Annotated in this window: 26 protein-coding genes; 4 read left to right on the forward strand and 22 right to left on the reverse strand. The window is 63.4% G+C overall.

Translation table 11 applies throughout. The features are described from left to right. Positions 1 to 92: 92 nt before the first annotated feature. Both uvrC and NKI96_RS18580 read right to left on the reverse strand, forming a co-directional pair. Positions 93 to 2168 carry an excinuclease ABC subunit UvrC gene (uvrC, locus tag NKI96_RS18575; RefSeq protein ID WP_023819164.1) on the reverse strand — a complete coding sequence of 692 codons (2076 nt, stop codon included), beginning with the start codon at positions 2166 to 2168 and terminating at the stop codon, positions 93 to 95. Then, entirely contained in the window at positions 2165 to 2929 is a 765-nt protein-coding gene (locus tag NKI96_RS18580) for an SDR family oxidoreductase (RefSeq protein ID WP_023819165.1), read from the reverse strand. Before NKI96_RS18580 ends, uvrC begins: the two co-directional genes overlap by 4 nt. 411 nt (positions 2930 to 3340) lie before the next feature. On the opposite strand from NKI96_RS18580, the gene NKI96_RS18585 reads away from it, so the two are divergent. Beyond that, on the forward strand, positions 3341 to 3991 hold the full coding sequence (locus NKI96_RS18585) for an outer membrane protein (protein ID WP_023673452.1): 651 nt from the start codon (positions 3341 to 3343) through the stop codon (positions 3989 to 3991). 63 nt (positions 3992 to 4054) lie between these two features. On the opposite strand, the gene NKI96_RS18590 is transcribed toward NKI96_RS18585, so the two are convergent. The 3 genes from NKI96_RS18590 to NKI96_RS18600 form a co-directional block, all read right to left on the reverse strand. Further along, positions 4055 to 4651: a glutathione S-transferase family protein gene (locus NKI96_RS18590; RefSeq protein ID WP_023689091.1), complete on the reverse strand. Its 597-nt coding sequence runs from the start codon at positions 4649 to 4651 to the stop codon at positions 4055 to 4057. 340 nt (positions 4652 to 4991) lie between these two features. Continuing rightward, positions 4992 to 5381 (reverse strand): hypothetical protein, encoded by a 390-nt coding sequence (locus NKI96_RS18595; protein ID WP_023711919.1) that lies wholly within the window; start codon positions 5379 to 5381, stop codon positions 4992 to 4994. A gap of 581 nt (positions 5382 to 5962) precedes the next feature. Continuing rightward, on the reverse strand, positions 5963 to 6490 hold the full coding sequence (locus NKI96_RS18600; RefSeq protein ID WP_023711920.1) for a DinB family protein: 528 nt from the start codon (positions 6488 to 6490) through the stop codon (positions 5963 to 5965). A gap of 62 nt (positions 6491 to 6552) precedes the next feature. On the opposite strand from NKI96_RS18600, the gene NKI96_RS18605 reads away from it, so the two are divergent. Then, the gene (locus tag NKI96_RS18605) at positions 6553 to 7176 is read left to right on the forward strand and encodes a TetR/AcrR family transcriptional regulator (protein ID WP_031202871.1); all 624 of its coding nucleotides are present in this window, start codon (positions 6553 to 6555) and stop codon (positions 7174 to 7176) included. Between the two features lie 96 nt (positions 7177 to 7272). On the opposite strand, the gene NKI96_RS18610 is transcribed toward NKI96_RS18605, so the two are convergent. The 6 genes from NKI96_RS18610 to NKI96_RS18635 form a co-directional block, all read right to left on the reverse strand. After that, on the reverse strand, positions 7273 to 7719 hold the full coding sequence (locus tag NKI96_RS18610; RefSeq protein ID WP_023673457.1) for a hypothetical protein: 447 nt from the start codon (positions 7717 to 7719) through the stop codon (positions 7273 to 7275). Positions 7720 to 7921: 202 nt separating this feature from the next. Continuing rightward, positions 7922 to 8344 (reverse strand): VOC family protein, encoded by a 423-nt coding sequence (locus tag NKI96_RS18615; RefSeq protein WP_023727335.1) that lies wholly within the window; start codon positions 8342 to 8344, stop codon positions 7922 to 7924. A 109-nt stretch (positions 8345 to 8453) separates the two neighbouring features. Beyond that, on the reverse strand, positions 8454 to 8765 hold the full coding sequence (locus tag NKI96_RS18620; protein ID WP_352805629.1) for a MarR family winged helix-turn-helix transcriptional regulator: 312 nt from the start codon (positions 8763 to 8765) through the stop codon (positions 8454 to 8456). Further along, positions 8717 to 8893: a hypothetical protein gene (locus tag NKI96_RS18625; protein ID WP_023727337.1), complete on the reverse strand. Its 177-nt coding sequence runs from the start codon at positions 8891 to 8893 to the stop codon at positions 8717 to 8719. The genes NKI96_RS18620 and NKI96_RS18625 overlap by 49 nt, the downstream gene beginning before the upstream one ends. Before the next feature lie 192 nt (positions 8894 to 9085). Beyond that, a complete protein-coding gene (locus NKI96_RS18630; RefSeq protein WP_352805552.1) occupies positions 9086 to 9934 on the reverse strand; it encodes a 23S rRNA (adenine(2030)-N(6))-methyltransferase RlmJ in 849 nt (282 codons plus the stop codon). Positions 9935 to 9941: 7 nt separating this feature from the next. After that, complete coding sequence (locus NKI96_RS18635) at positions 9942 to 10556, reverse strand: hypothetical protein (RefSeq protein WP_023673461.1); 615 nt, start codon at positions 10554 to 10556, stop codon at positions 9942 to 9944. Between the two features lie 182 nt (positions 10557 to 10738). On the opposite strand from NKI96_RS18635, the gene NKI96_RS18640 reads away from it, so the two are divergent. Next, positions 10739 to 11896, forward strand: a complete 1158-nt coding sequence (locus tag NKI96_RS18640; protein ID WP_031205215.1) for an ATP-grasp domain-containing protein — start codon at positions 10739 to 10741, stop codon at positions 11894 to 11896. Positions 11897 to 11944: 48 nt separating this feature from the next. On the opposite strand, the gene NKI96_RS18645 is transcribed toward NKI96_RS18640, so the two are convergent. The 11 genes from NKI96_RS18645 to NKI96_RS18695 form a co-directional block, all read right to left on the reverse strand. Beyond that, positions 11945 to 12247, reverse strand: a complete 303-nt coding sequence (locus tag NKI96_RS18645) for an addiction module antidote protein (RefSeq protein WP_023814929.1) — start codon at positions 12245 to 12247, stop codon at positions 11945 to 11947. 1 nt (position 12248) lies between these two features. Then, positions 12249 to 12536, reverse strand: a complete 288-nt coding sequence (locus tag NKI96_RS18650) for a type II toxin-antitoxin system RelE/ParE family toxin (protein WP_023672746.1) — start codon at positions 12534 to 12536, stop codon at positions 12249 to 12251. A gap of 52 nt (positions 12537 to 12588) precedes the next feature. Further along, positions 12589 to 13593, reverse strand: coding sequence for a Rieske 2Fe-2S domain-containing protein (locus NKI96_RS18655; protein WP_023715077.1), 1005 nt, complete (start codon positions 13591 to 13593; stop codon positions 12589 to 12591). After that, positions 13590 to 14723, reverse strand: a complete 1134-nt coding sequence (locus NKI96_RS18660; protein ID WP_352805556.1) for a GNAT family N-acetyltransferase — start codon at positions 14721 to 14723, stop codon at positions 13590 to 13592. The genes NKI96_RS18655 and NKI96_RS18660 overlap by 4 nt, the downstream gene beginning before the upstream one ends. Beyond that, positions 14720 to 15976, reverse strand: a complete 1257-nt coding sequence (locus NKI96_RS18665; RefSeq protein WP_023715075.1) for a F390 synthetase-related protein — start codon at positions 15974 to 15976, stop codon at positions 14720 to 14722. Before NKI96_RS18665 ends, NKI96_RS18660 begins: the two co-directional genes overlap by 4 nt. After that, positions 15973 to 16797 (reverse strand): MBL fold metallo-hydrolase, encoded by an 825-nt coding sequence (locus NKI96_RS18670; RefSeq protein ID WP_023715074.1) that lies wholly within the window; start codon positions 16795 to 16797, stop codon positions 15973 to 15975. The genes NKI96_RS18665 and NKI96_RS18670 overlap by 4 nt, the downstream gene beginning before the upstream one ends. Continuing rightward, complete coding sequence (locus NKI96_RS18675; RefSeq protein ID WP_031195192.1) at positions 16794 to 17798, reverse strand: NAD-dependent epimerase/dehydratase family protein; 1005 nt, start codon at positions 17796 to 17798, stop codon at positions 16794 to 16796. Before NKI96_RS18675 ends, NKI96_RS18670 begins: the two co-directional genes overlap by 4 nt. Next, the gene (locus NKI96_RS18680) at positions 17795 to 18733 is read right to left on the reverse strand and encodes a 3-oxoacyl-ACP synthase III family protein (RefSeq protein ID WP_245261764.1); all 939 of its coding nucleotides are present in this window, start codon (positions 18731 to 18733) and stop codon (positions 17795 to 17797) included. Before NKI96_RS18680 ends, NKI96_RS18675 begins: the two co-directional genes overlap by 4 nt. 142 nt (positions 18734 to 18875) lie before the next feature. Then, positions 18876 to 19325 (reverse strand): DNA polymerase III subunit chi, encoded by a 450-nt coding sequence (locus tag NKI96_RS18685; protein WP_023814935.1) that lies wholly within the window; start codon positions 19323 to 19325, stop codon positions 18876 to 18878. Positions 19326 to 19333: 8 nt separating this feature from the next. Then, positions 19334 to 20824, reverse strand: coding sequence for a leucyl aminopeptidase (locus NKI96_RS18690; protein ID WP_352805560.1), 1491 nt, complete (start codon positions 20822 to 20824; stop codon positions 19334 to 19336). A gap of 49 nt (positions 20825 to 20873) precedes the next feature. Further along, positions 20874 to 21167, reverse strand: a complete 294-nt coding sequence (locus NKI96_RS18695; protein WP_352805562.1) for a hypothetical protein — start codon at positions 21165 to 21167, stop codon at positions 20874 to 20876. A gap of 32 nt (positions 21168 to 21199) precedes the next feature. Between NKI96_RS18695 and lptF the strand changes: the two genes are divergently transcribed. Then, positions 21200 to 22399, forward strand: a complete 1200-nt coding sequence (gene lptF / locus NKI96_RS18700) for an LPS export ABC transporter permease LptF (RefSeq protein WP_023814937.1) — start codon at positions 21200 to 21202, stop codon at positions 22397 to 22399.

Here is a 22399-nt window from a genome sequence, read left to right on the forward strand (position 1 = left end):
GACGAAAATAGCGCGCGATTGCCGGGATTCGAGTGGCCTGCGAGAAAAGAACGGCTGCTGCCATTTGATCGGGACAGCGGCGTCACCGGCGCTCAGCTCTCATGGAAATGATTGTAGACGAGCTTGGCGACCTGCTCTGAAATACCGTCGACCTTGACCAGATCCTCGACTGCCGCGCGGCTGACCGCCTTGGCAGTGCCGAAGGCCAGCAGCAGCGCGCGCTTGCGACCGGGACCGATGCCGGCGATCTCGTCGAGCGGGCTCTTGACCAATTCCTTCTTGCGCCGCGCGCGGTGCGAACCGATGGCGAAGCGATGCACCTCGTCGCGCAGCCGCTGGACGAAATAGAGCACGGGATCGCGGACGGGCAGCGAAAACGAGTCCCTGCCTCTGACGAAGAAACGCTCGCGGCCGGCATCGCGGTCCTGGCCCTTGGCGATGCCGATGGCCGCCACGCGATCCTCGATGCCGAGGTCGGCGAGGATCTTGCGCACCGCGCTCATCTGGCCCTGGCCGCCATCGATCAGGATGACGTCGGGCCAGGCCGGGAAGCTGCCGGAGATGTCTTCCTCGATGTCGTCGCCTGCTCCACCGGCTGCCGCGTCGTCGGGAACGACATCGCCATGTTCCTTCAGCAGCCGCGAAAAGCGCCGTTCCATCACCTCGCGCATCATGCCGAAATCGTCACCGGGCGTGATCTCGGTCGAGCGGATGTTGAATTTGCGGTACTGGTTCTTCACAAACCCTTCCGGCCCGGCGACGACCATGGCGCCAACGGCATTGGTGCCCATAATGTGCGAATTGTCGTAGACCTCGATGCGCACCGGCGGCTTGGGCAGGCCGAAGGTCTCGGCAAAGCCGGCGAGCAACCGGCCTTGCGTGGAGGTTTCGGCCAGCCGGCGGCCGAGCGCCTCGCGGGCATTCTGCAGCGCGTTGTCGGTCAAATCCTTCTTCTCGCCGCGCTGCGGCACCGAGATCGACACTTTACGGCCGGCGCGGGTGGACAGCGCTTCGGCCAGCAGTTCCTGATCCTGGACGCCTCGCGACAGAAGAATGTTCCGTGGCGTCGGCTTGTCGTCATAGAACTGCGCCAGGAACGAGCCCAGCACTTCCGCCCCCTCCAGTGCCGGATCGGCCTTGGGGAAATAGGCGCGGTTGCCCCAGTTCTGGCCGGTGCGGAAGAAAAACACCTGGATACAGACCTGGCCGCCCTCCTGATGGATGGCAAAGACATCGGCCTCATCGACCGTGGCCGGGTTGATGCCCTGATGGCTCTGCACATGCGATAGCGCTGCCAGCCGGTCGCGATAAATGGCGGCGCGCTCGAAATCAAGCTCCTGCGAGGCCTGCTGCATGGCGGCAGAGATTTCGGTCTTCACCTTCTGGCTGCGGCCCGACAGAAAATCCTTCGCCTCGCTGACCAGCTCGGCATAGTCGCTATGCGAAATTTCGCCGGTGCAGGGACCGGCACAGCGCTTGATCTGGTAGAGCAGGCACGGCCGGGTGCGGTTTTCGTAAAAGGAGTTGGTGCAGCTCCTGAGCAGGAAGGCGCGCTGCAGCGAATTGATGGTGCGCCCGACCGCGCCGGCCGACGCAAAAGGTCCGAAATAGTCGCCCTTGCGCGAGCGCGCACCGCGATGCTTGTAGATGCCGGGCGAGATGTGATCGCCGGTCAACAGGATGTAAGGGAACGACTTGTCGTCCCGCATCAGCACATTGAAACGCGGCCGCAAGCGCTTGATGAGATTGGCCTCGAGCAGCAGCGCTTCGATTTCGGTGCGGGTGACGACGAACTCCATCGTCGATGTCTCGCGCACCATGCGGCCGATGCGGGCGGTGTGGAACCGGCCTTGCGCGTAGTTGGTCACCCGCTTCTTCAGGCTGCGCGCCTTGCCGACATAAAGCACGTCGCCGGCGGCGTTCATCATGCGGTAGACGCCGGGCGCATTGGGCAGCCGCTTGACCAGTGTCTGGATGACCTCGGCGCCGACCATGCCGTCGGCGTCGCCGGCATGCGGCGCCCAGTCTATCGCGGTGAAGGCGACATCGGGCCCGGTGGCCTCGGGCTCGACGATCTCCTCGACCGCCTCATCCTCAAGGTCGATGTCGGGCGGCATATCGTCAGCGGCGCCGGCGCGCGTCTTGTGTTTCTGGTCTGCGGGACTCATTCCACCATGCCTGTCACATCCGGCGTCTGCCATGCAAGATGCTGGCCGCCGTCGAGCGCGATCATCTGGCCGGTCACCGAGCGCGCATCCCAGAGATAGCGAATGGTGGCGCCGAATTCGGCCAATTGCGGGCCGCGCTTCAGAATCAGGCCATCGACCTGCTTCTGGAAATCATCATCGTCCTGGCGCGTATTCTTCAGAGTCGGACCGGGACCGATGGCGTTGACGCGGATGCGCGGACCGAGCGCCTGTGCCAGCATTTCGGTCTGCGTCCACAAGGCCGACTTCGACAGCGCATAAGAGAAATAGCGCGGCGTCGGCCGCCAGACGCGCTGGTCGATGATGTTGACGATCAGCCCCTCCTGCCCTGGCGGCAAGGCGCGGGCGAAGTTTTGCGCCAACAGCGCCGGCGTCTTCACATGGATGGCGAAGTGAAGGTCCCATGCCGCCCAGTCGAAGTCCTCGACGCTATCGTCGACGAACAGCGACGCATTGTTGACAAGAAGCGTGACCGGGCCGAGCGCTGCCGCGGCGCGGCCGACGAGATCGCCAACCGCATCCATGTCGGTCAGATCGGCGGCTACCGCGCCGGCGCGGCCGCCTCCGTCCCTGATGTTCGCAGCCAGCGCGTCGGCCTCGGCGGTCGAGCGGTTGGCGTGGATGGCGACGGCAAAACCGTGCGCGGCCAGATCCTCGACGATCGCCTTGCCGATCCGCTTCCCCCCGCCCGTCACCAGCGCCGTTCCGGCGGCTTCGATCATCTGTCAATCCTCAATCTGCGCCTCAATTCGGCTGGCGGCACATTGTGACGCGTCCAGGGGTTAAATGCCGTTTCCACCTGGGGCAGGAATGTGGCGAAACGGCTTTTTCGCCGCCGGCACCGCCCCGGATTCGGGTCGGCAGGACCGCAATATAGGACGCTGAACCCGTTGCACCAAGCCGAGTGCAGTGCAGCATCGCCTGCGTACTGACATTTCGCTGTTGCGAAGATGCAACGTCAAGCTTCGGCCTCATTCGTGCCGGGGAATGACCCATTTTCAGGTTCGCTGCCGCCGCATTTTGACACGACATTCGGAACCGTTGAGTGCCAGATCCGTTTCACCCCCCGGACGGGTTGATGGCGCTCAGGACAAACAAGCCTACGTGTCTTGTGGCTTAAGGAGTAAACAACAATGCAAACCAATCTCAAATTCGCGCCGCTCGCGGTTGCGCTCGGGCTCTTCGCCCTCAGCGGTACCGCTTTTGCTGCCGATGTCGTCTCGGAAGAGCCCCCGGCGCCAGCCCCGATCGCCGAGCTCCCCGTCGCTTCCTGGGCCGGCCCGTATGCCGGTCTCAGCGCCGGCTACGGCTTCAGCGGTCATGCCAAAGTCCAGGACGGCGGCCCCGACATCAAGACCAAGGGCTTTGTCGGCGGCGTTTTCGGCGGCTACCAGTGGCAGCAGGAAAACTTCGTGTACGGTGCTGAAGCCGATCTCGGCTACAACGGCGTCAAGGGTGACAGCGGCGGCGTCAATTCCAAGGGCGGCTTCGAAGGCTCGCTGCGCGCCCGTCTGGGTTACGCCGTGACCCCGGAAATCCTGCTCTACGGCACCGGCGGCGGCGCCCTGAAGAACCAGAAGGTCTCGGTCCCCGGCGACAGCGACAGCAACACCATGCTCGGTTGGACGGCCGGCGTCGGCACCGACATCAAGATCACCGACAATGTGTTCGGCCGTGTCGAGTACCGCTACACCGACTTCGGTTCCAAGAGCTTCGACAGTGTCGGCACCAAGGTCAAAGAGAGCGACAACCGCGTCACCTTCGGCGTCGGTATGAAGTTCTAACTGTCGTTCAAGCCACGACACAAGAAAGCCGGGCCTCGCGCCCGGCTTTTTTTGTTTCGCCCGTCAGGCCGGCACAGCCACCTTCAGCCCCGGAAACTTCTCATCGAAACGCGCTGCCCAGCGGGTCAGGCGGCCGCGGCCCTTTTCCCATTTGCCGGCGAAGCGCAGAGAGAGGTAGCCGAGGCAGGCACGCAACGCCAGCTGGCCAAGCGTGATCTTCTTCGGCAGCTTCGGCGGATTGGCGTTGAGGAAATCGAGTGCGGCGGTGATCTTGGTCCACTGGCGATCGAGCCAGGGTTGATAGACCATCTCCTCCGGACGCGTGCGCCGCTCATAGACCATCGACAGCGCGCAGTCGCATATGCCGTCGGCCAGCGCCTCCAGCACTTCGGCCTCGAGGCGCTTGTCGGCATTGCGCGGCAACAACAGGCTCTTCGAAGCGCGGTTGAGATGCTGAGTGATCGCGCGGCTGTCATGGATCGAGCGGCCGTCGTCGAGCACCAGCACCGGAATCTTGCCGAGAGGATTGGCTGACATCAGTTCAGCAGGCTTGTCCTCGGTCTTGACCGGCACCAGCTCGACGGCAATGCCGGCATGGAGTGCTGCCATGCGCACCTTGGAACTGTAGGGGGATGAGGACGCGTAGAGCAGCTTCGGCATGATCGGTTTCCTGTTTTCGGACGGCCAGTGCATGTCGCTCAAAAATGCGGTTCCGGTCTTGAGAACGACGCGCGTAAAACAAAGGTCTAGAGCGCGTCGCCTGAACCCCATCGGATGCGACCGCCTTAGTGTTGGCCGATCTTCCCTGAGGGGCAACTGCCAGAAGGGCAAAACCAGGCGGCCAATCCGCCGACAATGAAGTCGCCAATGCATGTCGCATAGAATTGGCGTCGATTGCGAGAGAACGACGTGGATCAAAACGAGACCTAAATCACAACAAAAAAGCTCCCGGGAATCTGCCAGTCGGCAAAGTTCCCGGGAGCTTTGAGATGGTCCGCTGTTACTTCTTCTTGGCGGCTGGCTTCTTGGCCGGTGCAGCCTTCTTCACAGCTGCCGTCGACTTGGCGGCGGCGGCCTTCATCGGAGCCTTGGCGGCGGGTTTTGCCGCTGCCTTGGCTGCCGGCTTCTTGGCGGCGGGCTTGGCTGCTGCCTTCGCAGCAGGCTTCGCCACAGCCTTGGCGGCCGGCTTCTTGGCGGCGGGTTTCGCTGCTGCCTTGGCGGCGGGTTTTGCTACTGCCTTAGCTGCCGGCTTTGCCGCTGCCTTGGCAGCCGGCTTTGCCGCTGCCTTCGGTGCTGCCTTCTTTACTGCTGCAGGTTTCGCGGCAGCTTTCGGTGCCGCTTTCTTTGCCGGCGCTTTCGCCGCCGGCGCCTTCGTCGTGATCTTTGCCATGCGATGCCCCTTGCGTTTGTGCCGATGGCCGTGAGTGACCCGGCGAGCTAATGCATATCTGACTCGTGCGTATCTAGCCAGCGAAGCATTACATAGAATTTCGCAGATTAAGTTTCGGTTACGCTGAGAGCATGATCGCAATGATCGGCACAGAAATCGGCAAAGAATCTTCCCGCTTCGCAGCGAACTATTGCGAGAGAAATCTCTGATATCGCGACTCACACGATCTTCTCGTCAAGCTCACATTCTCTTGCAACGCCGTCGATCTCACGCGGTCATCGGCGGCCTATCAGATGGCAACAATCATCGCACAGCAGAGGCTGATCTTGCTTCATCCCAACGGTTGCAGGAACAGCACTAAACTAGACGCGAGCTTTTTACTCGTATATCGAAAGTGGTTGGATGAAAGCCAGGAAAGACAGCACTTGAAGGACAGCCTGTTGTGTGTCGGACGTCTCCCAGACGAGAAGGGGGATCGCCAGCTTCGGCGCAAGAGATGCCTAACGGAAATGGGAAACGAAGATCGGGGAATCCTCCTCCCAGGAAGCCGCGATCCCTTGGAAGCCAAGGGGTGCAGGCCCCTAAGCGCCAACCCGCTCGCGCACCTGCAGCCGGCGCGAAGGCTCGGCGTGGTGGAGGTGGACGGCAAACGTATCCCACGGCGGCGCAATTCCGATCTGCATCAGGATCCGCCCGATCTCGCCGCGGTGATAGCCGCCATGCGTGACGACATGTGTCAGCATTTCCTGGCGTGACATCATCGCCCTGTCGCCGTCGGTGAAGGTGAAAGGCACAGACTCTGACATGAGCTTTGGCGAGACGGCTTCGATATAGTCGAGATACCAACGATCCATCGCAGCGACATCAGCGCTCAATTCATCGAGTGCCGGTGTGTCCTCGGTGTTGTCGGACGCATAGCCATGACGCGTGCCGGAAAGATGCGCGGCGAATATCTTCGATACGACAAGGTTGTGGTTGATGAGACGGGTCGCCGTGTGGCGCTGATCGATATGCTCCTGCTGGTCGAGGCCCGCAAGCTTCTCCAGCAATTCACCATTCGCCCAGGCTTGATAAACGAAGAGGTTGCGGAGCAAATCCAGCGCGTCCATGGTCTATATCCTTTGCAAAAAATGTGAGTATGTTATCTATATTCTTGGCTGCTGGAGCAGACATGTCTACTCGCATTGCAAAGCCGCGCTCACGCATGCGCAAGCAGCCGCGCCAGGCGCGTTCGAGAGCGACGGTCGAGGCGATCATCGAAGCCGGTGCTCATGTTCTAAGCGCGCTCGGCTGGGCCGGCTTCACCACCAACAAGGTGGCCGATGCGGCCGGCGTCAGCATCGGCTCGCTCTATCAATATTTTCCCGACAAGCTGTCGCTGGTCGAAGCAATTCGCCGGCGACATTTCGATCAGGTGCTGTCGGTGATCGCCGAATCAGCAGAAGGCGACAAGCCGCTCAAGCGATTCGCGCAGGAGCTGGTGCGCGGCATGATCGATGCGCATAGCATCCATCCGACGCTGCATCAGGTGCTGCTCGACGAGGCGCCGGGCGATCGCGGCTCACGCGCCGCCCATGCCTCGTTCCAATCGCGCTATCTCGATCACTACACGACGGCGGTGGCGCAATATCGCAGGCGCAGAAAGGACAATGAGGCCGTGGCCCGTGTGCTGTCCTCGGCGGTCGAGGGCGTCATCCACAATGCCGCGCGGCGAGACATGCTCGACGCGCCGGAGCTGCAGAAGCAGTTGGTCGAGCTGATCTGCGCTTACGTGTCTGGTGGGAAGGCGGTGTGAGGCAGCGGCAGCAGTTCGGAGATTGGCGAAACCGGAGCGACATCAGATCTCCCCCTTGCGGGAGATGGCAGGTTCAACGGCGGTTCTTATCCGACCTTAGCGCAGGACGCGGCAGCGGCCGTTGTAGACCATCCAGCGGTCGAAGCCCGAGACGCAGAATTCGACATTGTCGCCGATCGAGGCAAAACCCTGGCCTTCCTCGATCAAGTACCAGATGGTGCGGGCGCGGCCATCGGAAAGGCTGACGGTGGCGCCGCAATAGCGGCGGCCGATCGGCCATTCTTCGCTGGCCGGGAGATAGCGATGCTGGTGGATGCGCTGGAAATCTGTGATCGAAACATCCGGCAGATGCGGCACGTGATGCACCTGGTAGGAGAAGCGGCTGGAGATCTTGCTTAGCACCCAGGCCTCGCCGCAAACGCCGCTGTCCTCGTCGGAATAGACGGAAAGGTCGGCGGCCTGTGCTGGCTGGCCGAGGGGTGCGGCCAGCGGCGTGCAAAGCGAAATCAGAGCAGCAAGAGCGGATTTGGCAAAGCGAGTCATGGCAGCCTCTCAAAGGTCGACTGCGCCCACTTTGCGGATTCGGCGGCGCGCGGTCAAGCGGTCGCGCTGCCGATGGTTTCCCGCTCCGCAACCGGTTTCTTCGGTGCGAAGCTGCGAAACCACGTCCTGACCTTTGAAAAAGCTCGCCTTGCCCATTAGGAAAAGCGGCCTGCCCATGGCCGGCGGGCCGCCGAAACCCGGTTCAGCCTTGCTTGGCGTCGCCCTGCGGTATGGCGGCCGGGTCCATCCACATCGCTTCCCAGACGTGGCCGTCAGGATCGGCCAGGCGACGATTGTACATGAAGCCATAATCCTGCTGGGCGTTGATGTCGGCGGCGCCGCCATTTTTAGCCGCCGCCTCATTCATCGCATCGACCGCCGCGCGGCTGTCGCAGGACACGGCCAGCATGACCTCGCTCGAGGTGGCCGGTGGGATGGGGCGATCGGTGAACTGACGCCATTTGGCATGGGTGAGCAGCATGACGTTGATCGTTTCGCTCAGCACCATGCAGGCTGCGGTGTCGTCGGTGAAGTGCGGGTTGTTGTCGAAACCGAGAGCTTTGTAGAAGGCCATCGACGCAGCGAGGTCGGCGACGGGCAAGTTGACGAAGATCATACGGGGCATAGGGTCTCCTTGACAGTACACAGTTGAAACCGGACCGGCGTTGCGCCGGACCATCCTCCGATGCCTTCTCTCAACGCACCGGTTTTGCTTTGCCGCGCAGCCTCTCGGTCTACGCCTTCTGCATCGCTTCGACCTCTTCGATGAAGCCGAGCAAAAACTGCATCTCGGCCACCGTGTATTTCTCCAGCAATGCGGCGCCTGCCTCGAAGATCGGATGGTAGCAGCGCCGGACGAGTTCCTCGGTCTTCTTGCCCGCCGCTGCCATGACCTTGCGCCTGTCATCGGGATCCGGCTGGCGGCTGACGAAGCCGCGCTTTTCCAGCCGGTCAATCAACGTCGTAACCGCCGCCGGCGTGAGATTTGTCTCCCTCGCTACGACGTTTGCCGGCCGCGGGCCGTGACTGATCGCGCCGAGACACAGCGGCGCTCGGCAGCGCTCAGCACATAGATTTCGGCGACGGTCCCATCGAACGTTTCGACGGCATCCTGCCAGCGCGACATCGCGAAGCCTATCGCGTTGACCAGTTCCTCTTCTGTCGATCTTGGCATTCGATTCGAAATCTAATAATTAGATATCTATCTCTCTGATTCTGGGATTAGCGTCAACGCCGAGCCGATTAGATGTGCATCTCCATGGTTTCGGTTCGTTGAACACAGCTGAGCATTCGCGGATGGCGCCACCGTCAAAACCTCTAGCGACTTTGTGTCTTTGCCGCGGGCGTCGCCCGCTGCGAAGCGTCGCTACTCCCCGGCCAGCCATTCCAGCGACCAGTGCGCCGGCTTTTCGACCGCCAGCAATCTGTGCAGGACCGGCAGCACGATGCGCAGTTCGCGCTCCAGCGTGAAGGGCGGGTTGACCACCACCATGCCGCTGCCGTCGAGGCTTGGTTCACGCGATGCCGGCCGGATCTCGAACTCGATGTCGAGCAATTTTGGGACGCCGGATTGCTTGAGCGCCTTGCGGAAGGCGATGATCGCTTTGCGATCCTTGATCGGATACCACAGCGCGTAGATGCCACCCGGCCAGCGCCTGTGCGCTTTCTGCATGCCGTCGACGAGGCGGTCGAATTCGCCGGCTTCCTCGAACGGCGGATCGATCAGCACCAGGCCGCGCTTTTCCTTTGGCGGCAGATGCGCGCCAAGCGCCAGCCAGCCGTCGAGTTCGATCACCCTTGTCTGGAAATCGCCGGCAAACAGCGTCTTCAGCCTGGCGGCATCTGCGCCGTGCAGTTCGATCGCCGACAACCGGTCCTGCTTTCGCATGAGGTGCCTGGCGATCAATGGCGAGCCCGGATATTTCTTCACCCCGCCATCGGGATTGAGCGAACGCACCGCTTCAAGATAGGGGGCAAGCAGCGCAGCCGCCGATTTTTCGATCGGGGCGTCGATGAGGCGGCCGATGCCGCCTTGCCATTCGCCGGTCTTTTGCGCTTCCGCCGACGAAAAATCGTAGCGGCCAATGCCGGCATGAGTGTCGAGGACACGGAACGCCCTGTCCTTCTGCTTCAGATAGTCGAGCAGAAGGCTGAGCACGACATGCTTGACGACGTCGGCGAAATTGCCGGCGTGATAGGCGTGACGGTAGTTCATGCCGCGCTCATGTCGAGGAGCCTCTGCCCCAACGCGGCGGTGGCGGCTTCGAGTTCGGGTTCTCCGGCCGGCGACCGCCGAAAGCCAGAGTAAGCAGGAAGCCGATCAGGCCGACGGCCATCAGCCCATAGCCAACCGGCCGTGCGCGTTGATCGATCTCACCGGCGCCGGAGCGCAGTATCAGATCCACTGCGCGTATCGGGATATCGTCGGCGTCGCCCGGGCCGGCGGTGAAGAGATAGGCGCCGGGACTGACGGTTTCGATCACGCCGGCCTCGTCGCGAAAGATCTTGTCGGGCAGTTGCGGGCTGACCTGGCGCGGATTGTCGGCGTGGTTGAATTGCAGCGTCGAGGCAAGCACCGTGCGGCCGGCTGTGGCGGCAGTCAGCGTCAGCACAGTGCGCTGCTGCGAGACAATGCGCTCGGCCCTCGCCGTCAGGTCGACCAGCACTCTGACCGGCGCGTCGCCAGCTTTCAGCGTCACCGTCACAGGCCTAAACCGTCCCTGGTCGTAGACGCGCCAGGCGCCGATCTCGTGGCCGGAGAAATTGCTCATGGCCCAGGGATACACGAAGCCAATGGCGGCGCCGGCAAGCAGTATCAGGACAAACAGAAAGCGCATTGAGGAGATCCGGGTGTTCAACAGATTGCCAATAACGCCCCGAAGGCCAAAAAGCGATGGCTGACGCAGCGGAGCCACCTTTGTGGAGTCCGTTGGCGGCACGCAAGCCATGTGGCACTTATGGCGAATGAAGCCTTCCGCAGAAGCATCGACTCGTCTTTTCCAACCGATGCCGGTGGCTCATGCCCAATAGCACCGTGCTGATCACCGGTGCCCGCGCGCCGGTGGCGCTGCACCTGGCGCGGCTGCTGCATGGCGCCGGTCGCCGGGTGATCCTGGCCGACAGCCCGGCCCGGCCGATCGCCGCAGCGAGCACGGCCTGCGCCGCCTACCATCGCCTGCTGCCGCCGCGCTTTGCCGCCGACGCCTATGCCAAGGCGGTCGAAGCGCTTGTCCGCGCGGAAGGCATCGAACTCGTTATCCCGACCTGCGAGGAAGTCTTTTATCTCGGTCGTCTCTGGCAGCACCGCGCCATGCCGGCCCGCCTCTTCGCACCCGAGATGGCGATGCTCGCCAGCGTTCACGACAAGCATGCCTTCATCCGGCTGGCGCAGAGCCTTGGGCTCGACGTGCCGGAAACGATACTGCTGCAAAGCGAGGCCGATCTCGACGGCGTTCGTGGCCAATCGCGCGAATTGGTGTTCAAACCTGTGTGGTCACGTTTTGCCCGTGACGTACTGCTGCGGCCATCGCCGGACGAACTCGACGCCGTCCGCCCCTCGCCCGCCGCTCCTTGGGTGGCGCAGCGCTACATCGCCGGTGAAGAGATCAGCGCCTATGCGGTGGCGGTCGAGGGTGAACTCAAAGCGCTGGCGCTCTACCGTTCGCTCTATCGCGCCGGCAAGGGCGCCGGCATCTGTTTCGAGCCGGTCGAGGATATCGCGGCGCGGCGCTTCGTCGAAACCTTCGTCGCCGGCGCCGGCTGGACCGGCCAGATATCCTTCGACCTGATGCGCGAGAACAACGGCAGGGTGCTGCCACTGGAGTGCAATCCGCGCGCCGTGAGCGGCCTGCACTTCTTTCGCGATCCGCGGCGCTTCGCCGACGCGGTGCTGGAGGATGGCGCCGAGGTGAAGCCCGACGTGACGGCGCCGCAGACGGTGAGGCTGGCGATGTGGATCTACGGGATGCCGGCGGCACTGCGCTCCGGTGGTCTCGGCAGCTTTCGCCAGGCGATGCACGATGCCGATGAGCTGCTCGACTGGCCGGGCGACCCGGCGCCGAAGCGGGCGCAGTGGCGCACGCTGGCCGAGATCGCCGGCACAGCACTGCGCCAGCGCATCAGCCTTCAGGCTGCGTCGACGCGCGATATCGAGTGGAATGGGCCGGAGCAGGACTAGTCGAGTTGAAGCGGAACTTCCCGTTTTCAGCTGAGTGCGTAAGTCCTGCTAAGGTTGCCTAAACGGGATAACTGGCTTTGCGGACAATTGCAGGCCAAGCGCCTTGGTTACGCCCAGCAATGTACTGAGGCGCGGATCGCCCTTTTCGCTCAGCGCCTTGTAGAGTGCCTCTCGGGTCACGCCGGCGTCCTTCGCTATGCTTGTCATGCCGCGGGCGCGCGCGACAATGCCGAGGGCGTGCGCAATATAAGTCGCGTCCCCGGTCTCGAACGCATCAGCGAGCAGTTCGGCTTGAGACTCAGCATCATCAAGATATTCGGCGGCGTCGAATGGTGTGGTTCTGAGGGTCATATCAAACTTCCTTTGCCATTTTCCTGGCTTTTCCGATGTCCCTGTCCTGCGAGCCTTTGTCACCGCCGCAGAGCAGGATAATGACCGTGTTGCCGCGCCGGACGAAGTACACGCGGTATCCCGGACCGTAATCTACGCGCAATTCTCCTATGCCATCGAAGAACTTGGCGTCTCCCAACAGCCCAGCCTGAACGCGGACAATCCGTTGGGTGATCTTCTTTACGGCGCGAATGTCCGTGAGCCCTCTGAGCCATTTTCGGAATTCGTCAGTGGATCGAACTTCGATCATCCGTGAACTATAATTTACAGCAGAACTGGAATCAAGTGCCGTGAACTTTAGATTACAACTCGATTTGGTGCACCCGCGGCTCTGCCGCCGCCGGTGGCATCTTGCCGTCGATGATCGCCGCTATGTCGCGGCGCAGGAAATCCAGCGGGCCGATCGCCGGCTGAACCTGCGGCGATATACGGGCGTTGTCGCTGGCCGATTTCAGCACACGGCGATCCTGCTGCAGGGCAAAGGCAAAGAGCGGCCGGAAAGCAAGCGCCTTGAGTTCGCCGAACAGGCCCTGTCGCGGGCCGATCAGCCAGCCGACGCCTTCGACGGTCCGTTCGTCCGCCTGACGCAAATGGAAAGTGGTCGCCAGCGCCAAGCCGCCCTTGCCCCAATATTCGAGTTCGACGATGCCGGGATGGCGGTAGCGGCCGATGGTCTTGGCGCGCTTGCCTTCCAGCAGCCGGCTGACCAGCCCCTGTTGGCGGTCCTCGCCGGTGTAGCAGCTTTCGACCCAGCCCTTGCCGCCGGTCACCTCGACGCGCACGAGATGGCGCTTTGCGGTCAGGCCGCGCAGCACACCCTTGTGGGTGAAGTGGGTGTGAGTGGCGTCGAGAATGTTCTCGGCGGCGTCGAGCACCGTCGATCGCGCCGAGCTTCGCACCCGCTTCACGACGACATCCTTGCCTTGCATGCAATGGAGATAGGGCTCGCCCTCAGGCGTGCCTGCCGAGACGAAGACGACGCCGTCGCGCTCGATCGCGCTGTAGCGGCGGATACGGTAATGCGGGACGTCGCCGACATGGCCGGGAATGGCGGTGCAGCGCCCTTCCCCATTGTAGCGCCAGCCATGATAGGGACATTCGATCTCGCCACCGACGACCTTGCCGGTCGAGAGTTCGACCAGGCGGTGAGCGCAGCGGTCGAAGAGGGCGGCAATGCCTTTCGCCGAGCGGAACAGCACCAGTGGCGCGCCGTCGAACAGGATGCGCTTCGGCTTGGCTTTGATGTCGGCAGACCGCATCACCGCCTGCCAATAGTCTTTGTCTTTCTGCTGCCGGGTGTCGCTCAAAGTTCAAATCTCCTGAGCAGGGGAATGCCGATCTTCGCGAGCACAAATTCCATGATCCGCACCGCCATGCGTTGGCGGCGCGGCAGATGGGCAGCATAGACGGCGTTGTATTCCACCGTCGCCACGGCGCCGCGCAAGCGTTTGAAGGCGGCGGCACCAGCGCTCATGTTGAAGAACAGGCTGTGCGCCATCGCATGATCCTGCGCCAGCGCCATCATCATGCGGTAAAGGCCTTCGCTCACCGGGAGGCCGGTGTCGTAGCCGACGATGGGCTGCGTCAGTGTCCTGCCGTTCTGAGACAAAGCGGCGACGGCGACCAGTTCACCGCCGGGACGACGCAGGCCTGCCAGTTGCAGGATGCCGCGACGGTGCGTCTCGCCGATATAGCGGGCCGTGTAGTGCGGGTTGAGCGGCGTGTATTTGTCGAGATAGAGCATCCGGTAGAGCGCTTCGGCGCGCGCATAGTCGGCCTCGGTGAAGTCGCCATTGCCGACCTGCTCGAAAGGCGTCGTGGGCAGCCGCTTGCGGTCGCGCTTCATGTCGTTGGTCATGGCCGAACCGTCGCCTGCGAAGATGTAGATCTGCCGCGCCGCCAGCATTCGAAAACCCTCCGCCTTCAGCGCTGCGATTGTCGACGGATCGGCGATCTCGTTCAGGGAGCGGATGAGAACAGCGCGATCGGGAAAACGCGCGGTGAGATCGTCGCGCATCGCCGCGACCGCGTTGCGATCGAGCAGCGGCACCGGATTGGTCGAATAGAGCCAGTTGTTGACCTGAACCTGATGGTCAAGGCCGCTCATCGTGACCAGCGGCGCGCACAGGCCGATCAGCATCCGCATCGTTTTTTGCAGCAAGGGCGAGGAGACGAAATTGCGGGTCTCGTCGATGGCATAGTCGACATAGGCGCTGGACGGGCAGCAGATGTAGCAGTTCGGCGCTTCGCTTCTGTCGTTCAGCGTCAGCGGAAAGGAGCGGCCGGCGATCTCGAAGGTTTCGACAGCCACTGTCAGATTGCGCACGAGGTCGCGCACCGGCACCTCGTTGAAAAGCTGAACGAAGGCTTCGACCTCACGCGGGTTGTTTTCTACCCGGTTCGTCTGATCGAGTGGCAACATAGCGAGCCGGTTCATGATGCCGCTCCCAGGTGGCATTCGACCCGACGCAGTTTGCGGCCGGTCTCCAACGGCAGGTCCCTGCGAACAAGGCTGACCGAAGCTGTCGCCTGGCGCGCCGCCAGCAAATTGCGCACGGACTGATGGGCGGCGGTGGCGGCTTCGTCGGCAAGCCCGGGGGCCAGGCTGAGTTCGATTGCATCTTCAGCGGTCTGGACCAGGCGGAAATCGTCGATGCGCCGGTCGGCCTTGAGCACCGCATTGCGTAGTATGTCGGGCGTGACGAGGAGCTGCCCGTGCGGCGAGGCTAGCCGGAAAGCGTCGTCCATGCGGCCGACGATCTCGTCCAGCGTGCGCAGCGGCGAGCCGCAGCGGCATGGCTTTTCGGACAGCCGCAGCAAGTCGTTCATCCGGTAGCGCGCCATGATCTGGGTCCGGCGGCGAAAGGCGGTGATCAGCGGCATGACCAGGCCGTCGCCGGCCGGTTCGAACTCGAAGAACACCGAATCCTCGGCCAGATGCAGCCCGCCCTGGCGGCAGGTGACGGCGAACAGCCCTTCGGTCGCCATGTAGATCTGGTCGACCTGACCACCAAAGAATGCCTCGATGACCGGCCGGTCAACCGGGTCGAGCGTTTCGGCGGCGCTGAAGACACGCTGCGGCTTGAGCCGAAAGCCCTCGGCCGCGAAGTGCCGCAGTATCTTCGGTGGCGCGATGATCACCGTCGGCGCGAAATCTTCGAGAGCGCCGCGCCAGCTCTCCGGACCGCGCGTCAGATCGAAGAAGCGCAGGTCGATACGCCGCGATTTGCGCGCGCTATCGTAGAGCCCGGTGTTTTGCGGCAGGATCACCGCAACGCGCTGCCGGCGCCAGAGCAGATCGGGCACGGCTTTGGCCAGGATGGTGCCCAGCCAGCGGTATTTTTCCGCCTCGGAAATGACGAACAGGCCACGATTGCCCGACGTGCCGGTGCTGGAGCCGACAGTCAGCTCGCCAATGCGGCTATCGCCGGCCTGCGCCTTCCAGGCCTCGGCGGCCGAGACGCCATGAATGTTGAAGCGCTCGAAATTGCCCATCAGCGTCGCCTTGTCGGTCACCGGCAGATCGCCGAGATGACGCGGCGTCTTGCCGTAGAACGGCGCGCGCGGCAGGTCGCGGTCGAGAAAGCGGCGCAAGGCATGACCTTGCCAGCGTTCGAAATTCTCACGGCTCTTGCGCGAGAGCCATTGCGTCAACACAAACGAACGGGCCGCTTCCGTCGGCCCGTTCATGCGCTCTCTCCGGCCAGATCGTAGGCCGTCACCGCCGGATCATGACAAAGAACAACCTCGCCGCCGGTCGCCAGAAACCGGCGCAACATTACGCTGGTCGGCTCGATCGCGGCGGCATCCTCGGCCAGCAGGGTTGCCGGCAGACCGGGAGTTCGGTTTTCGACAAGGGCCGCGAACAACCATTGCGCGTCGACGGCGTAGAGCAGCGGCCGCTCCAGATTTGGGAACGAAAGGCCGAACTGGCCATCGGCATGGCCGGGCAGACCGACTGCGATGACGCTGCCGTCGCCGAACAGATCGGCGCCGCCCGGTACGCCGCCACGCGGCTCGACCTGCCGCTTCGACGACAGCCCGTCGAGTCGGGCCTCGAAGTCAGACGGGAACAGTTCCTTGAAGACGCCATGGCGCAGATTCTGCAGGGAAGTCTTGGCCTTCGCCCGCGCCCAGGCGGTGTCATTGGCGATAAGCCGAGCGTTGGGAAACAGCGACAGGCCCGACATGTGGTCGGCATGGAAATGCGTGACGATGACGGTGCGCACATCCTGCAAAGACAGGCCGAAGCGCGCCAGTACCGCGAGCGGCTGCTCGGCTTCGTTGAGCTGGGGCCGGAGGATCGCACTGTAAAGACGCAGCGCCGTGCTGCGCCCACTGCCTTGTGTCACATGCGGCGTGTAGCCGGTGTCGATCAGGACGGGGCCGGCCCGCGGATGCATGATCAGGCCGTAGCGGACACGTAGCCTGACCTTCGCCCAGCTGCCGCCGCGCAGGATCAGGCGCTCGGCTGCGCCGACAGAGGCGCTGTTGGCGAAGACGATCTTCACGCTGCCCCCCTGCTTTCCATCGCCTTGCCGAATGTGCGATCGAGCCCTTCCTCGAACGACACTTTCGGCGCCCAGCCGAGGATGCGGCCTGCCTTGGAAAGATCGAGGCTCTGCGCATAGGCGAACAGGCCAAGACCGTAGCGCGTCACCGGCGGTTCCGGGCGGCCGGGCAATATATTCGCTACCGTCTCCGCTATCCCGGCCGCCAGCATGGCGGGCCAGAGCGGCATTCTGCGCCAGCGCGGCTGCACGCCGGCGCGGGCGCAGGCCGCCTCGGCAATGCGGCGGACCGGCACCACTTCGCCGCCGGAGATGTTGAATATCTGTCCCTCGGCAGCGCTGCCGGCGGACAGCGCGGCAAGCACCGCATCGACGACATCCTCTATATAAGTGAGATCGATGCGCGCCTTGCCGTCGCGAAACAGCGGCAGCGGGCGCTGCCGTGCCACCTGCAGCAGACGCGGCAGCAGCGTGCGGTCGCCGGGACCGTAGAGGCCGCGCGGCCGCAGCACCACCGGGCTGATCTCAGGCGCCGCCAGCACGATCTCCTCGGCCTGCCGCTTGGTGCGGGCATAGTGGTTGACCGGAGGGGGCAAGGCCGCATTCTCGGAAACTCCGAGCTGGTCGCGATAGGCGAAACAGACCGTCGGGCTGGAGATATGGACGAAGCGGCGCACGCCTTGCCCGCGCGCGAAATCGCTGAGGTTGCGGGTAGCTGTGACATTTGCCGTCTGGAAATCCGCCAACCTGCCGAAGGGCGCGGAAAGTGCCGCGCAGTGGATGATCGCATCGACGCCGTCGAGAGCGCGCGCGGCAGCTGCATCGAATGGTTGAGACAAATCGAGCCGAACGACCCGATGACCAGCGGCTTCGAGCGCCGCGCAGCGTTTGGCGTCCCTGCCAAGACCCAGCGCCGGTGTGCCCAGTGCAGCCAGCCGCGCCATGACATGCGCGCCGAGGAAGCCGCTAGCGCCGGTGACGAGGACGCGTCCCACGGTCATGCTTCCAGCGCCATGCCGCCGAACGACACGCCGGCCGAGGTGCCGAGGAACAGCACTTTGGCGCCGGGCACAATGCGTTGTTCGCGGCGCGCGACGTCGAGCGCAAAGGGGATGGAAGCGGCGATCTGATTGCCGTAGCGCGCCGCGATGTCGACGAGCTTTTCCCTGGCGAAGCCCGTCTGGCGCGCCATGTGGGCGAGCGCGAAAGGGCTTGCCTGATGCGGCACGACGAGGTCGACATCGTCGTGCCGCCAGCCGGCGCGATCGAGCAACTCCGCTACAAAGCCGTTGAAATGGCGTGACGTAACGCGAAACAGTTCCTTACCCTCCATGTGGAACAGGCTGTGGCGGGCGAATTCCTCGGGCTCACGATGAAAGTCGAACCGGGTGCCGCCGGAGCCGATGCTGCAGGCCGCATAGGCGGAAGGGTAGGTGCGCATCAGGTTGGCCGCGACCCGACCCTCGCTTGGGGCCTGTTGCAGCACGGCGGCCGCCGCGCCATCGCCGAAGAGGGCCGCAATTTCCGGCTGGTCCTGCCACGGCAGGGCGCGCGAGGCGATTTCAGACGAGAACACCAGCGCCGTCCGGCATTGCCCGGCCTCGATCAGGCGCGACGCGGTCTCGAACGCTGTGAGGAAGCCGAGGCAGGTGCTGTTGACGTCGAAGGCGGCCGCCGACCCATCGGCAAGGCCGAGGCGCTGCATGACCAGCGGAGCCGTCGACGGCAACGGCTGGTAAGGCACGCCGCAACCGCCGATGACCAGATCGACACTGCCTGCCTCAAGTTCGGCATCGGCAAGCGCCAGACGGGCTGCGGCACAAGCAAGGTCGACCTGCGATTCGGCCTCGCAGACATAGCGTTCGATGATGCCGGTCGCGGCCTCGAAATGTCCATCGCCAAACCCCAGCCGCGCATCGAGGGCGCGCGACGTCACGCATCGAGCCGGCACGGCCCGCCCCGTTCCGATGATCCTGATCCGCATTCTCAGCCCGCCGCTTGAGTTGCGCTTTTCGCAATTCCTAAGTCGGATCGTTCGGCGACAACAGCGTCGTTTTCAAGACGCGCCGGCAAAGCGCTTACGCCTTGCGCTCCCAGCGCCGGTCCGGCGTCTGCTGCCAGTAGGTGACCGCGTGGCCGGCCTCTTTCAACGTCTTCCAATGCATCCGCGCGCCTTCGACCTGGGCCGCATCGTGGCCGTCGAACAGGAACACGGCGCGTTCGTAGCCGGCGAGATCGGCGGGAGCGGCGCCATCGACGAGGAAGCGTATCTGCGCCTGGTTGGGGTTGCCGTCGCTTGTGGTGAGCAGGATTGGCTGTTCGGCCGGATGGGCTTCACGGTCGGTCGCGTGCGCGAGGAACGAATCGTCCCTGAACGTCCACAGATGCTGGTCGAGCGCGTCGCGCCGCTCTTCGGTGCCGGTCTGCACCACGGCTCGCCAGCCGCGATCGATGCTGCGCTCGAGCAGGCCGGGCAGCGCATCCTCCAGCGTCGATTCGGTCAGGTGGTAGAACAGGACATCGGCCATGCCCTGCCTTATCCCTCGTAATTGTCGCGCACCAGCCGGTCGAGCAGCCTGACGCCAAAGCCCGAACCCCAGGATTGGTTGATCTCGCTCGGCGGAGAGCCCATCGCGGTGCCGGCGATGTCGAGATGCGCCCACGGCGTTTCCTTGACGAACCGCTGCAGGAACTGCGCGGCGATGATGGCGCCACCATAGCGGCCGCCGATGTTCTTCATGTCGGCGTTCTTGGAATCGATCAGCTTGTCGTATTCGGGCCCAAGCGGCATGCGCCACAGCCGCTCCTGCGTCGCCTGGCCGGCCGCCGTCAACCTGTCCGACAGTTCGTCATTGTTGGAGAACAGGCCGGCATAATGCTGGCCGAGCGCGACCATGATGGCGCCGGTCAGCGTCGCCAGATTGACCATGAATTTCGGCTGGAAGCGGTCGTTGCAATACCACAGCGCGTCGGCCAGAACGAGGCGTCCTTCGGCGTCGGTGTTGAGCACCTCGATGGTCTGACCCGACATCGAGGTGACGATGTCGCCGGGGCGCTGGGCATGGCCGTCGACGGCATTTTCCACCAGCCCGACGATGCCGACGACATTGGCCTTGGCCTTGCGCGCGGCCAGCGCCTGGATGAGCCCGATGACGGCCGCGGCACCGCCCATGTCGCCCTTCATGTCTTCCATGCCCGAGGCCGGCTTCATAGAATTGCCGCCGGTGTCGAAGGTGACGCCCTTGCCGACGAAGGCGACCGGTGCGTCCTTGGCCTTGCCGCCCTTCCATTGCATGACAGCCATCCGGGCGCCGCGTGGCGAGCCTTGCGCGACACCGAGGAGCGAGCCCATGCCGAGCTTCTTCATTTCCTTCTCGGTGAGGATATCGACCTGGACGCCGAGCGCTTCCAGTTCCTTGGCGCGGGCGGCGAATTCGATCGGGCCGAGCGTATTGGCCGGTTCGTTGACAAGGTCGCGCGCCAGAAGCACGCCGTCGATGACCGCAACCTCGTCGGCGAAGGCCTTTTTCGCCGCGGCAGGATCGGCGGTGTGGATGGTCACCTTGACCGGTTTCTTCGGCTCGGCATCGTCCTTGTCTTTCCTGGTCTTGTATTTGTCGAAGGAGTAGCTGCGAAGAATGATGCCGGCGGCAAGGTTCGCCGCTTGCCTGCCGCCAATCTTTGCGCCCGGCACATCGAGGATGACGGCCACCTCCGCTGCCTTGCGCAGGGACGCGGCGATGGTGCCGCCAAGCTTCAGCCAGGCAAAGTCATCGAGGCCGGCGACCTTGCCGGCGCCGACCGCCACCAGTCGGTCGAGCGATGTTCCCTGCGGCGTCAGTACTTCGACGACACCGGCGAATTTGCCGGAAAACTCCGCCACCGGAAACGCCCGCGCCAGCGTTCCTGCCGGGTCGCAGGCCTTTGCCGGTTCGCCAAGACCACCATCGTCGGCCGCCAGCACGAAGATGCTGCCCTTTTTGGGTGCGGCAAATTTGGCGAAGGCGATCAATGGTCTCAAAGTCATCAGGTCCTGCTTTCGGGAAACGGCTCAGATTTTCAGGAAAAATGCATTCTCAGGGAAGATGCGCGACATTTGGTCGTTTTCCTTGATTTGGCAAGACTTTGCCGGAATCAGGGCTCATATGCGCAGCGGAATCGATAACGATTCGTCGCGGCACGGCTCCGCTTTCCTGCCGCAACCTGTTGTTAACCATCGATGTTCTCCCTTTCTTATCCATTGCCGCCGACACTCCGGCGTGCGGGACGGGCGATGTGGGACGGAGAATCGGATCGAACCGCCTGAAAGAAATGGCCAAACGCACCCAGTTGTACAGCCGCAGCCGGACGACTACCTTGTCGGCGGGCATGATGCCGTTCGGCAAATCGAGAAAAGCCTTACATGAAGGTCGTTGAACGCTACATCATGCGTCGCGCACTGGCGGTGTTTCTCGCTGCGCTGATCTGGACGCTGGCCATTGTCTGGACGACGCAGGTGCTTGCCCGCATCGACCTGGTCACCGATAGTGGCCAATCGGCGCTGACTTTTTTCGAGGTCGCGGGCCTCATCATCCCCACCATCATCCCGATCGTGGTGCCATTCGCCCTGGTGGTGGCGGTGGCCCAGACGCTCAGCGTCATGAACTCCGATTCGGAATTGGCCGTCATCAACGCCGCCGGCGCCTCGCGCTGGACGATTGTGCGGCCGGTCCTGCTGATCGCGCTGGCGGCCAGCGTCTTTTCCTTCGCGGTCGACAATGGCGTCGAACCCTATGCCAGGCAGAAGAACCGCCAGCTGATCGCATCCTCGCGCGCCGATCTCTTGTCGCTGATCATCCAGGAAGGCACGTTCCGCAAGATCGACGACGGACTGTTCCTGCAGATCGGCGAGCGGCTGCCGGACAACCGGCTTGGCGGCATCTTCGTGGCCGATTCGCGCGAGGAAGGCGCCAATCTGGTCTATTATGCCAAGAGCGGCAGCGTCGTCGAAAAGGGTGATGAGAAGGTGCTGATGATGAATGACGGCGTCATTCATCGCAAGACGCTGACCGGCGATCTGTCGGTCATCCGCTTCACGTCCTACGCCTTCGACCTTTCCGCCTTCATGTCGGCGGCGAACGATATCATGCTCCTGCCCAAGGACCGAACGACGCAATACCTGCTCAACCCGGATCCGAACGACAAGATCTTCCAGCGCAGGCCCGGCGCCTACAAGGCCGAGCTCGACCAGCGCTTTTCCGAATGGTCCTATTCGCTGGTGTTCGCGCTGATCGCGCTGGCGGTCGCAGGCGATGCGCGCTCACACCGCGAGGCGCGCATCCACCCGCTGATCACAGCCATCGCCATTGCGCTGTTCGTGCGCTGGCTGGGCTTCTTTGCCGCCGGCAAGGCGGACAAGATCCCGCAATACGCCTATATGGTCTATGGCGTGCCGGTCATCGCCTCGGCGGTCGCCATCTGGTTCATCGTCACCTCGCGAAGCATGGAACTGCCCGGCAGCTGGGCCGACTGGATGACGAATTTCGCCGGCCGCGTCAGCGATGGCTGGACGGCGCTCAAGCTGCGCCTCAATCGGCGCTACACATCCGGCCAGGGAGCCTGA

The sequence above is a fragment of the Mesorhizobium sp. M0292 genome (assembly GCF_040321695.1).
Taxonomy (GTDB): Bacteria; Pseudomonadota; Alphaproteobacteria; order Rhizobiales; family Rhizobiaceae; genus Mesorhizobium.